Here is a 10933-nt window from a genome sequence, read left to right on the forward strand (position 1 = left end):
GTGCATCAGACGCGCGTGCATCAGGCGCGCGTACCGGGCAGCGGCCGGTCCTCGACCACGTGCTTCATCACCAGCGTCGAAGTCAGCCGCTGCACGCCCGGCAGGGTGGCAAGGCGCTCGTCGTAGAGCCGCTGGAAGGCGGCGAGGTCCGGGGTGGCTATCCGCAGCAGATAGTCGGGGTCGCCGAACAGCCGCTGCGCCTGAACGACGTGCTCCACCTCGCTCAGCGCCCGCTCGAACCCGGCGATGGTCTCCCGGTCCTCCTGCCGCATCGAGACGAAGACCAGCGCCTCGAAGTTCAGCCCGAAGGCGGCCGGGTCCACGACGGCCCGGTAGCCGCGGATCGCGCCGGTCCGCTCCAGTTCGCGCAGCCGCCGATGGCAGGGCGAGACACTGAGCCGCACCCGCGCGGCCAGTTCGGTCACGGTCAGCCGCCCGTCCTGCTGCAGTTCGGCGAGGATCTTCTGGTCCACGGAGTCCATGACGCAGATCTTCCCCCGATAGGCGCATTCGAGGGCAAACCGCGAGGGGCGGGATCAGCGCCGTACGAGCCGGAACAGCCGGATCTCGCGCTCCACCCGCGCCTGGTATGTCGCATACGGCGGCCAGAAGGCCAGCACCGCCTTCCAGGCCGCGTCCCGCTCCGCCCCCTCCAGCAGACGGACGGTGACCGGGATGTCCTCGCCCTTCCAGCTGATCTCGGCGTACGGGTGAACGAGAAGGTTGGCGGTCCAGGCGGGGTGCCCGGTCCGCCCGAAGTTGGACCCGACGAGGACCCAGCTGCCGTCCTCCTCCGGCATGCACGCCAACGGCGTACGGCGCGGCAGCCCGCTCCTCGCACCGGTCGCCGTGAGAACCACCCCGGGCAGCATCCGCGCGCTGAGCAGGACCCTTCCCCGCGTCAGCCGGTGCACCGCACGGTCCAGGGCGGGCACGACGTGGGGCGCGACCTTCGCGAAGGCCCGTGTGGAGGACACCTTCTGCACGATCCGTACGCCCAGGGCCCTCACACGGCCACCTCCCTCTGCCCGAAGAGCCGCGCCGCCTCGGCCGCGTGTGCCCGCAGCCGGTGCTCCGGGCCGAAGAGCAGTGCGTCCCCGGCCGCCCGCTTGAAGTACAGATGGGCCTCATGCTCCCAGGTGAACCCGATGCCGCCGTGCAACTGGATCCCCTCGGCCGCCGCGGTCCGCAGCGCTTGAAGGGCCTGGGCGAGCGCGAGCCCGCCCACCCGCTCCCCGCGCTCCCCCCGGGCGGAGGACCAGGCCCCGTAGTACGCCGCCGAACGCGCCGCCTGCACCCGGACGTAGACGTCGGCCAGCCGGTGCTTCACGGCCTGGAAGGAGCCGACCGGCCGCCCGAACTGCTCCCGTTGCCCGACGTACTCGACAGTCCGCTCCAGTACCCGGTCGGCCGCCCCCACGGCCTCGCAGGCGAGAAAGGCCGCGGCCCGGTCCCCGACGGCAGCGAGCGCCCCGGTCACATCGGCGCCGTCCTCGCCCAGCAACTCGGCCTGCACATCGCGCAGTTCGACACGGGCACAGGGCCGCGTCGCGTCGAGGGCGGTCTGCCGCGCTCGCACCCCGCCCTGCCGCACGAGGAACAGCAGGGTCCGCGACCGCGCGAATCCTCCGGCGTGTGCCGCCACGACCAGCAGCCCGGTGCCGTGCCCGTCGAGGACCTGGTCCGCCTGCCCGTACAGCCGCCAGACGCCGTCCGCACGCCGCGCCTGGATGCCGCCGGCGCGTCCGCCACCCGCCCAGCCGCCCCGGTTGTCCCCGACCAGGGCGAGAGCGGTGGCGAGGGCGGTGCCCGGCACGGCGAGAGCGGCGGTCAGTTCACCTGCGGCGATACGGGGCAGCAGTTCGGCGCGCTGGGCGTCGGTGCCGAGGGCGAGCAGCAGGGGCGCGACCAGGACGGCGGTGGACAGCAGCGGGGAGGGGGTGAGGAGGCGTCCCGTCTCCTCACCAGCGAGGGCGAGTTCGGCGGGGGTGCCGCCGGCGCCGCCGTACGCCTCCGGGAGCGCGAGTCCGGGCAGGCCGAGCTGTCGCCCGAGGGTGGTCCACAGGGCGGGGTCGTGTCCGGCGTCGGTCCGGACGGCGGCCCGGACGTCCTCCGGCCCGCAGCGCTTGGCCAGCGCCTCCCGCACCGTGCGGCGGATCTCGTCCTGTTCGGCGGTGAAGCGGGCATCCATGGGCAGGGGGTCCCTTCTCCATCTGACGGTTCGTCATGTTAGGACCCGGCGGGGCGCATGCACAGGCTCAGGAAGCGCGGATCTGATGTACCGTCAGATCCATGACTGCTGTGACCGGCCGGAAGGTTGCGATCGTCGGTGTGGCGCTGTCCGACTGCGGCCGGGTGGAGGAGGCGACGCCCTACGCACTCCACGCCCAGGCCGCCCGGCGCGCCCTGGCCGACGCGGGTCTGGACCGTACGGTGATCGACGGCTTCGCCTCGGCGGGGCTCGGCACCCTCGCGCCGGTGGAGGTCGCGGAGTACCTGGGCCTGCGGCCCACCTGGGTCGACTCCACGTCGGTCGGCGGCTCCACCTGGGAGGTCATGGCGGCGCACGCGGCGGACGCGATCGCGGCGGGCCGCGCCCGGGCGGTGCTCCTGGTCTACGGCTCGACGGCCCGCGCCGACATCAGAGCCGGCCGCCGCACGGGCAACCTCTCCTTCGGCGCCCGAGGGCCCCTCCAGTTCGAGGTCCCGTACGGCCACACGCTGATCGCCAAGTACGCGATGGCGGCCCGCCGCCATATGCATTCCTACGGCACGACGATCGAGCAGCTGGCCGCCGTGGCGGTCCAGGCGAGGGCGAACGCGGCGGCGAATCCGGGGGCGATGTTCCGCGAACCGATCACGGTCGACGAGGTCCTGTCCGGCCCGATGATCGCGGACCCGTTCACCAAGCTGCACTGCTGCATACGCTCCGACGGGGGCGCGGCGGTGCTGCTGGCGGCCGAGGAACTGGTACGGGACTGCCGTACGGCACCGGTGTGGGTACTCGGCGCCGGGGAGCACGTCTCGCACACGACGATGTCCGAGTGGCCGGACTTCACCGTGTCCCCGGCGGCGGTGAGCGGCAGGCTCGCCTTCGAGCGGGCGGGCGTGCGCCCTCAGGAGATCGACTTCGCGGAGATCTACGACGCCTTCACCTATATGACCCTGGTGACGCTGGAGGACCTCGGCTTGTGCGGGAAGGGCGAGGGCGGGGCGTACGTGGAGAAGGGACGGCTGCTGGTGGAGGGCGGGGAGCTGCCGGTGAACACCGACGGCGGCGGCCTCTCCGCCCAGCATCCCGGAATGCGGGGGCTGTTCCTGCTGGTGGAGGCCGCACGGCAGCTGCGGGGCGAGGCGGGCGCACGGCAGGTCCGCAAGAAGGGCGGCCGGCTGCCGGAACTGGCCGTGGCGTCGGGAACGGGTGGGTGGTTCTGCTCGTCGGGGACGGTGGTGCTGGGCCGGTAGGCGGACGGTACGGAGGAGGACGCCGGGCCCGGGAGCGATACTCGGGGCATGGGAACGGAACTTCACGAGCTGCTCAGGTCCCTGCGGGTGTGGGACCCGGAGACCACCGAGCTGCCCGCCTTCGACCCGGATACGGCACCCGGGAAGCCGCTGGCGCTGTTCACGGAGTGGTTCGCGGAGGCGGTGGCGGCGGGCCAGTCCGAGCCCCACACGATGTCGCTGGCGACCGCGGACGCGGACGGCACACCGGACGTCCGCATCGTGATGCTGCACGGCGCCGACGACGACGGCTGGACGTTCGCGACACACGCGGACAGCCGCAAGGGCCGGCAGCTCGCGGCGAGGCCGTATGCCGCCCTCGCCTTCTACTGGTCCGTCCAGGGCCGCCAGATCCGGGTGCGCGGCCCGGTCACGGCCGCCCCGGTGGAGGAGGGGCAGGCGGATCTGCACGCCCGCTCGACCGGCGCGCTGGCCGCGGCGCTCACCGGCCGGCAGAGCGAAGTACTCGGCTCGGCCGAGGAGTTGGCGCGCGCGTCGGAGGAGGCCTGGGAGCGGGCGCGGCGCGAGCCGGAGGCCCCGGTCCCGTCCTGGACGCTCTACCGGCTGCGCCCGCAGGAGGTGGAGTTCTTCCAGGGGGACGAGAGGCGCCGGCACGTACGGCTCCGCTACCGCCGCACGGACGGAGGCTGGGCCAGGGAACTGCTGTGGCCCTGACGGCTTCCAGGTCGCCGTCCTCGAACCCTCCACGGCGCGAAGTACGGCCGAGCGGTCACACACCGGGACGACGACCAGCGCGTTCTCCAGGCCCTTCTCCATCCCCCGTGCCCGACCGGCGCTGCGGGGCAAAGGGGGCGGAGGCTCCTACGGGACCACCGGCTCCGGATCGCTGGCGATCCGTGCGTGCAGATGGACGTCCCTGAACCTGTCCTGCCGCCCCGCCTCGAACATCGCGCCGCGCAGTGTCCCCTCGTACGGGAAGCCGCACCGCTCCGCGATGCGGGACGCCTCGTGGCCGAGGGCATGGCCCAGTTCCAGGCGGTTCAGGCCCAGTTCGGTCAGGGCCCAGCGGGCGGCCACGACCAGGGCACGGGTGGCGACCCGGTTCCCGCGCGCCTCGGGAAGGACCCAGTATCCGACGCGGGCGACCCGGGCGACGCGATCGATCTCGTTGATGCCGATGTGCCCCAGCGTCGTACCACTCGCCGCGTCCGTGATCCGGAACGAGGCGCTCGTCCCGTTCGCGGCACCCGCCATTTTCGACCGCAGCGACTCCCGGGCACCGGCCATGTCCCGCACGATCCTGAGCGGCGTGTTCCACCGGGCGAAGTCCGGGTCGGTCAGCCCGCGGAACCAGGCGTCCAGCTGGGTCCGGGACTCCGGGTCCCAGGTGCCGAGCCGAAGGCCGTGGCCCTGCAGCTCGGGAAAGGGGCGGGGCGCGAGGGACCTCTCGTGTATGTCGGCCATCGGGCCATTCAACCAACCACCACAGCTCCGCTCATCGGGTTCGGGGCCGGAACACGGGCATCCCCTCCCTGAAGGCCACCCCCAGCACCATCCCCACCCGCAACTCCTCCGCCGCGCACTCCACGACCTCGGTCATCATCCGCGGCCCCTCCGCGAGGTCGACCACGGCGGCGACGTACGGCACGCGGTTCCCGAAGGGCGGCAGGTCGTTGCGGTGGACGACGGACCAGGTGTAGAGGGCCGCCCGGCCGCTCGCCGGCTCCCAGACCACGTCCTCGCTCCAGCAGTGCGGGCAGAACTCCCGTGGATAATGATGGGCCCGCCCGCACGCCCCGCACCGGCGCACCAGCAGCCGTCCCTCCGCCGCCGCGTCCCAGTAGGTCCGTGTGAAGGCGTCCGCCTCCGGGAGGTCGAAGCGCCCGCTCACCGGAACAGCCCCAGCGCGCCGTCCACCGACCATGTCTGCCACGACATCCCGAACAGCCCCACCAGCGAGATCAACGCCATCATCGAGTTCTGCCCCTGCTCGGCCCAGTCATGGATCATGAGGATGAAGTACAGGACGTTGAGAAGCAGACCGCCGGCCAGGGCGACCGGGGTCAGGAAGCCCGTGATCAGGCCGAGTCCGAGGGCCAGTTCCGCGTAGACGACCACGTACGCCATCGTCCGCGGCCGCCTTGCCACCACCGTGGCGAAGCCGCTGCGCACCGCCGGCCAGCGGTGCTCGGCCGCGACGTCCGCGGCCCACGCAATACCGGTCCCCCGCTCGAACCACGCCTTCTTGTCCTTGTGCCGCCAGCTCTCCAGCCACCACAGCCCGAGCCCGATGCGCAGCACGGCAAGCCATTGCGCGCCCGTGAGCCAGATGGTGTCCATGGAACGCCCGCCCTCCCACCTACAGAGTTTCTGACGGTACGTCAGTTCAGCGCAGGTAGGGCGACCGCGCAAGACGCGTGCGGAGAGGAGCTCACACGCCCCGACCGTCCGGGCCCGGGGCTCCAAGGCGTGACCGGAATCACCGAACCACCACAACCGATCCGTCTACGCCACCGGCCCCACCCAGTCCTCCTACAGGCGTGATCGATTCGCAACCGATTTCGGTCTTGACCGAGACCCATCAACGATCAGCGTGGATACGCTCGCGCTCATGGCCGACTCCACTGCTGCTTCGCCGCGTTCCTTGGTGCCGTCCCACGAGGACCGCCCGGTGTACGTCATCGGCGGCGGCCCGGGCGGACTCGCCGCGGCACACGCGCTGCGCGCCCGGGGCGTACGAGCCGTCGTCCTGGAGAGGTCCGATCGCATCGGGGCGTCCTGGCGGCGCCACTACGACCGGCTCCATCTGCACACCACACGGCGCCTTTCGGGCCTGCCCGGGCTGCCGATGCCGCGGTCCTTCGGACGGTGGGTGGCGCGCGACGACGTGGTGCGCTACCTGGAGAAGTACGCCGAGCACCACCAACTGGAGATCGTCACCGGCGTCGAGGTCTCGCGCGTCGAGCCCGCCCCGGACGGCACCGGCTGGCTCCTGCACGCCACCGGCGGCCGTGAACTGACCGGAAGCGCGGTCGTCGTCGCCACCGGCCACAACCACACCCCGCACATGCCCGACTGGCCCGGACTCCAAGACTGTACCGTCGAGTTACTGCACGCCGGCGAGTACCGCAACGCCCGGCCGTACGCAGGCCGTGACGTACTCGTCGTCGGCGTCGGCAACACGGGTGCCGAGATCGCCGTCGACCTGGCGGAGGGCGGCGCCTCGCGCGTGCGGCTGTCGGTGCGCACCGCGCCCCATATCGTGCGCCGGTCCACCGCCGGTTGGGCCGCCCAGTTCACCGGGATCCTCGTACGACGGCTGCCGGTGCGGCTCGTGGACCGGCTGGCCCGGCCGCTCGCGATGATCTGCCTCCCGGACCTGTCGGCACAGGGTCTGCCCCGGCCTGACACCGGGCTCTACTCCCGGGTCATCGAGGGCTCGATTCCCGTGCAGGACGTCGGGCTCGTCAAGGCCGTGCGCAAGGGGCGGGTCGAGATCGTGGCGGCCGTCGACAGCTTCGAGGGCGGCAAGGTGGTCCTCGCCGACGGCACCCGGATCGAGCCCGACGCCGTCATCGCCGCGACCGGGTACGTCCGCGCCCTGGAGGGACTCGTCGGCCATCTCGGTGTGCTCGACGCACGCGGCAGGCCGGTCGTCCACGGCGCCCGCTCGCCCCGCACCGCTCCCGGCCTGTTCTTCACCGGCTTCACCAACCCGATCAGCGGCATGTTCCGCGAACTGGCGATCGACGCCGAGAAGATCGCGAAAGCGGTGGCCCGCCACCGGGAGCGGAGCGGCGCGGCACGCTGAGCGCGGCCACCGCCTCAGCCACCGCCGCCGCACGGCTGCCCGTCGCCCGGCCACCCGATCCCCCGATCCCCCGATCCCCCGCCACCCGTGCCCCCGATCCCCGGTCACCCGCTCCCCCGATCCCGGTCACCCGGTCACCCGGTCACCCGCGGCCACGTCAGCGCCGTCACCTCCCTTCCTGACAAGGTGTCAGTTCAGTAACCTGACAATGCGTCAGTTGTTGAGCTGTCACACAGGAGCGGGGCGAACCGATGCTTGGATCAACCCACGGCACCCTCACCACCGACTCCCGCCGGGCCCGGGTCGTCGCATGCGGTGAGCACCCCTCACCCGTGGTGCACGGCAGGCCCGCCGACGTCGGTGACCTCGACGTCAGCGGCCGGCCGCTGCACGCCGTCGTCCCCGATCTGGACCGGTTCTTCCGGCCCGAGTCCGTCGCCGTCGTCGGCGCGTCCGATGCCGAGGGGCGGCCCAACACCGGCATCACCCGGCAGTTGCTCGCCTGGGCCGAGCGGGTCGGCGCCCGGCTGCATCCCGTGCACCCCACCCGTGACTCCGTCTTCGGCATCCCCTGCTCCTCTTCGCTCGCGGACCTGCCCGAACAGGTCGATCTCGCCGTGCTGCTCGTCTCCGACCCGCTCCCTCTCGTCGAGGAACTCGGTGCGGCCAAGGTGAAGTTCGCCGTCGCCTTCGCCTCCGGTTTCGCCGAGACCGGCGCGGAGGGCGCGGCGGCCCAGGACCGGCTCGCCGCCGCCGTGGAGCGGACAGGGATACGGCTGCTCGGGCCCAACACCAACCTCAACGCCTTCGAGCGGTTCCGGGACGACCTCGACGGACCCGCCGTCGCGCTCATCACCCAGTCCGGGCACCAGGGCCGACCCGTCTTCGCCCTGCAGGAGCTCGGCGTGCGGCTCTCCCACTGGGCGCCGACCGGCAACGAAGCCGACCTGGAGACAGCCGACTTCATCTCCTACTTCGCCGAGCGGCCCGAGGTCGGCGCCATCGCCTGCTACATCGAGGGGCTGAAGGACGGACGCTCCTTTCTCCTCGCCGCCGACCGGGCCGCCCGGCGCGGTGTGCCGGTCGTCGCGATCAAGGTCGGCCGCACCGAGGCCGGCGCCCGCACCGCCGCCTCACACACCGGCAAGCTGACCGGCGCGGACGACGTGGTCGACGCGGCGATGCGGCAGTACGGCGTGATCCGGGTCGACGGGCTGGACGAACTCCAGGACACCGCGGCGCTGTTGGCCCGGGCCCGCACCCCGGCTGCCGACGGCGTCGTCGTCTATTCGATCTCCGGCGGCACGGGCGCACACGTCGCGGATCTGGCGGCCGAGGCGGGGCTGCGTCTGCCGGTGCTGTCCGAGGCCAGGCAGGCCGAACTGCACCAGTGGATACCCGAGTACCTGAGCGTGGCCAACCCCGTCGACAACGGCGGTCACCCGGTGGGCGACCGGCGCGGCCGGAAAATCATCGACTCGATCCTCGACGACCCGGAGGTGGGGGTGCTCATCTGCCCCGTGACCGGGCCCTTTCCTCCACTCAGCGACAAGCTTGTGCAGGACCTCGTGGACGCGGCGGAGCACACGGACAAGCTGGTGTGCGTGGTGTGGGGCTCCCCGGTCGGCACCGAGGCCGCCTACCGCGAGACGCTCCTCGGGTCCTCGCGCGTGGCCACCTTCCGGACCGTCGCGAACTGCATCACGGCCGTCCGCGCCCACCTGGACCACCACCGCTTCGTCCACGGCTACCGCTCCCCCTTCGACGAGGCGCCCCGCACCCCCTCGCCGTCCTTCCGCAAGGCACACATGCTGATGCAGCCCGGGCAGCAGCTGAGCGAGCACGCAGCGAAACAACTCCTGCGGGCGTACGGCATCAGGGTGCCGCGCGAGCAGTTGGTGACCAGCGCGGCGGCGGCCGTACGCGCGGCGGGACTCGTCGGCTACCCGGTGGTGATGAAGGCGTCCGGCGCGCAGATCGCCCACAAGACCGAGCTCGGCCTGGTGAAGATCGGGCTGACCTCCGCCAGCCAGGTCAGGGACGCCTACCGGGAGTTGACCGACATCGCCCGCTACGCGGAGATCAAGCTCGACGGCGTCCTTGTGTGCCAGATGGTGGAGCGCGGCGTCGAGATGGTCGTCGGCTTCTGCCATGACCGGCTCTTCGGGCCGACGGTCACCGTGGGACTCGGCGGCGTGCTCGTGGAGGTGCTGCGGGACGCGGCCGTGCGCGTGCCGCCCTTCGGCGAGGAGCAGGCGCGGGCCATGCTGTCCGAGCTGCGCGGACGGGCCCTTCTGGACGGCGTGCGCGGGCGTCCCCCGGCCGATCTCGACGCGCTCGTCGAAGTGGTGCTCCGGGTGCAGCGCATGGCCCTGGAGCTCGGGGGCGAGATCGCGGAGCTGGACATCAATCCTCTGATGGTGCTGCCCAGAGGGCAGGGCGCCGTGGCGCTGGACGCGCTGGCGGTGTGCCGCTGAGGCCCGGATCAGCCGACTCAAGAAACGGAACATGATGACGTCCTCCCCCGAAGATCCCGTCGAGTCATTGGTACTGCACGCCACTGACAATCAGGTCTCGTGGCTCACCCTCAATCGGCCCGACTCCCTCAACGCCATCACCCCTGACCTGCGTGAACACCTCATCCGGAAATTTCTCGACGCCTCCGCCGACCCGGCCGTGCGGGCCGTGGTCCTCACGGGCGCGGGACGCGGCTTCTGCGCCGGCGCGGACCTGCGCGGCGGGGCGGCGGCCGGTGAGCGGATGCCCGGCGACGTCGCCCGGACCATCCGCCGGGGCGCCCAGCGTCTGATCGCCGCGGTCCTCGACTGCGAGAAGCCGGTGATCGCGGCGGTCAACGGCGCCGCAGCCGGCCTCGGCGCCCACCTCGCCCTCGCCTGTGACCTCGTACTCGCCGCCGAATCCGCAAGGTTCGTCGAGGTGTTCGTGCGGCGCGGGCTCGTTCCGGACGGCGGCGGCGCGTATCTGCTGCCGCGGCTGGTCGGTCCGCAGCGCGCCAAGGAGCTGATGTTCTTCGGCGACGCGCTGACGGCCACCGACGCGCAGCGTCTGGGCCTGGTCAACCGGGTCGTACCGGCGGACGGCCTGGAGAAGACCGCCCGCGCCTGGGCCGAGCGTCTGGCCGCCGGACCCACCCGGGCCCTCGCGCTCACCAAGCAACTGGTCAACGCCTCCCTGGACGGCGACCGCGCCTCGGCCTTCGCCGCCGAAGCAGCGGCGCAGGAGATCAACATGACCACGGCGGACGCGCGCGAAGGGGTCGCGAGCTTCGTCGAACGGCGGGAACCCCGGTACCACGGACGCTGAGCCCTGAACGGGGCTTCACCGGGCTTCACTTCTGACATGCCGTCAGTTTCAATGGTCGGTGTGATGGGACATGCGGGGATGGCGGCCACCGCCGTCCGTTACCTCAGGTCGGTCGGGGCAGGAACGGCCGCGGGGCCCGTCGAAGCGCTGCCGCGGCCTGAGCTTCGGGCCGTCGGGGCAAACGAGCGGGCACCGGTCGACCCGGGCGAGTTCCGGCGCGTCCTCGGGAACTTCGCCACCGGCATCACCGTGATCACCGCACCCGCCGCGGGCAGCGAGGGCGGCGCGGACGGCGCACCCGCCGCGGACGGCGCGGACGGCGCGGACGGCGCG

At 72.4% G+C, this 10933-nt stretch carries 11 protein-coding genes and 1 pseudogene; 6 read left to right on the plus strand and 6 right to left on the minus strand.

Annotated features, from left to right (window positions below):
* Positions 1-20 precede the first annotated feature (20 nt).
* The 3 genes from AAW14_RS22360 to AAW14_RS22370 are packed head-to-tail and all read right to left on the minus strand — an operon-like array spanning position 21 to position 2191.
* The gene (locus tag AAW14_RS22360) at positions 21-482 is read right to left on the minus strand and encodes an Lrp/AsnC family transcriptional regulator (protein WP_265565695.1); all 462 of its coding nucleotides are present in this window, start codon (positions 480-482) and stop codon (positions 21-23) included.
* A 54-nt stretch (positions 483-536) separates the two neighbouring features.
* The gene (locus AAW14_RS22365) at positions 537-1010 is read right to left on the minus strand and encodes a nitroreductase family deazaflavin-dependent oxidoreductase (protein WP_265565696.1); all 474 of its coding nucleotides are present in this window, start codon (positions 1008-1010) and stop codon (positions 537-539) included.
* Complete coding sequence (locus tag AAW14_RS22370) at positions 1007-2191, minus strand: acyl-CoA dehydrogenase family protein (protein ID WP_265565697.1); 1185 nt, start codon at positions 2189-2191, stop codon at positions 1007-1009. Before AAW14_RS22370 ends, AAW14_RS22365 begins: the two co-directional genes overlap by 4 nt.
* 101 nt (positions 2192-2292) lie before the next feature.
* Between AAW14_RS22370 and AAW14_RS22375 the strand changes: the two genes are divergently transcribed.
* Together AAW14_RS22375 and AAW14_RS22380 are read left to right on the plus strand one after the other, a co-directional pair.
* Complete coding sequence (locus AAW14_RS22375; RefSeq protein ID WP_265565698.1) at positions 2293-3465, plus strand: thiolase C-terminal domain-containing protein; 1173 nt, start codon at positions 2293-2295, stop codon at positions 3463-3465.
* 48 nt (positions 3466-3513) lie between these two features.
* Entirely contained in the window at positions 3514-4179 is a 666-nt protein-coding gene (locus AAW14_RS22380; RefSeq protein WP_265565699.1) for a pyridoxine/pyridoxamine 5'-phosphate oxidase, read from the plus strand.
* A 147-nt stretch (positions 4180-4326) separates the two neighbouring features.
* Here AAW14_RS22380 and AAW14_RS22385 read toward each other — a convergent pair whose 3' ends face one another.
* From AAW14_RS22385 to AAW14_RS22395, 3 genes are read right to left on the minus strand one after another with little or no spacing between them, the layout of a single operon-like run.
* Complete coding sequence (locus tag AAW14_RS22385) at positions 4327-4929, minus strand: GNAT family N-acetyltransferase (protein WP_265565700.1); 603 nt, start codon at positions 4927-4929, stop codon at positions 4327-4329.
* Between the two features lie 31 nt (positions 4930-4960).
* On the minus strand, positions 4961-5389 hold the full coding sequence (locus AAW14_RS22390; RefSeq protein WP_265565701.1) for a Zn-ribbon domain-containing OB-fold protein: 429 nt from the start codon (positions 5387-5389) through the stop codon (positions 4961-4963).
* Positions 5353-5805 (minus strand): DoxX family protein, encoded by a 453-nt coding sequence (locus tag AAW14_RS22395; RefSeq protein WP_265565702.1) that lies wholly within the window; start codon positions 5803-5805, stop codon positions 5353-5355. Before AAW14_RS22395 ends, AAW14_RS22390 begins: the two co-directional genes overlap by 37 nt.
* A gap of 271 nt (positions 5806-6076) precedes the next feature.
* On the opposite strand from AAW14_RS22395, the gene AAW14_RS22400 reads away from it, so the two are divergent.
* The 4 genes and pseudogenes from AAW14_RS22400 to AAW14_RS22415 form a co-directional block, all read left to right on the plus strand.
* The gene (locus tag AAW14_RS22400; protein ID WP_265565703.1) at positions 6077-7276 is read left to right on the plus strand and encodes a flavin-containing monooxygenase; all 1200 of its coding nucleotides are present in this window, start codon (positions 6077-6079) and stop codon (positions 7274-7276) included.
* 251 nt (positions 7277-7527) lie between these two features.
* On the plus strand, positions 7528-9753 hold the full coding sequence (locus tag AAW14_RS22405) for an acetate--CoA ligase family protein (protein WP_265565704.1): 2226 nt from the start codon (positions 7528-7530) through the stop codon (positions 9751-9753).
* A 34-nt stretch (positions 9754-9787) separates the two neighbouring features.
* Positions 9788-10600 carry an enoyl-CoA hydratase/isomerase family protein gene (locus AAW14_RS22410; RefSeq protein WP_265565710.1) on the plus strand — a complete coding sequence of 271 codons (813 nt, stop codon included), beginning with the start codon at positions 9788-9790 and terminating at the stop codon, positions 10598-10600.
* Between the two features lie 51 nt (positions 10601-10651).
* Positions 10652-10933: pseudogene (locus AAW14_RS22415) on the plus strand (flavin reductase); the annotation flags it as partial.

Source organism: Streptomyces hygroscopicus (assembly GCF_026168105.1).
Classification (GTDB): Bacteria; Actinomycetota; Actinomycetes; order Streptomycetales; family Streptomycetaceae; genus Streptomyces; species Streptomyces hygroscopicus_D.

Excerpts from the sequence above, each read along its gene's own strand:
- AAW14_RS22370 (WP_265565697.1), bottom strand. The coding sequence starts at position 2,191 with ATGGATGCCCGCTTCACCGCCGAACAGGACGAGATCCGCCGCACGGTG.
- AAW14_RS22375 (WP_265565698.1), top strand. The coding sequence starts at position 2,293 with ATGACTGCTGTGACCGGCCGGAAGGTTGCGATCGTCGGTGTGGCGCTG.
- AAW14_RS22400 (WP_265565703.1), top strand. The coding sequence starts at position 6,077 with ATGGCCGACTCCACTGCTGCTTCGCCGCGTTCCTTGGTGCCGTCCCAC.
- AAW14_RS22410 (WP_265565710.1), top strand. The coding sequence starts at position 9,788 with ATGACGTCCTCCCCCGAAGATCCCGTCGAGTCATTGGTACTGCACGCC.
- AAW14_RS22360 (WP_265565695.1), bottom strand. The coding sequence starts at position 482 with ATGGACTCCGTGGACCAGAAGATCCTCGCCGAACTGCAGCAGGACGGG.
- AAW14_RS22395 (WP_265565702.1), bottom strand. The coding sequence starts at position 5,805 with ATGGACACCATCTGGCTCACGGGCGCGCAATGGCTTGCCGTGCTGCGC.
- AAW14_RS22390 (WP_265565701.1), bottom strand. The coding sequence starts at position 5,389 with ATGGTCGGTGGACGGCGCGCTGGGGCTGTTCCGGTGAGCGGGCGCTTC.
- AAW14_RS22380 (WP_265565699.1), top strand. The coding sequence starts at position 3,514 with ATGGGAACGGAACTTCACGAGCTGCTCAGGTCCCTGCGGGTGTGGGAC.
- AAW14_RS22405 (WP_265565704.1), top strand. The coding sequence starts at position 7,528 with ATGCTTGGATCAACCCACGGCACCCTCACCACCGACTCCCGCCGGGCC.
- AAW14_RS22385 (WP_265565700.1), bottom strand. The coding sequence starts at position 4,929 with ATGGCCGACATACACGAGAGGTCCCTCGCGCCCCGCCCCTTTCCCGAG.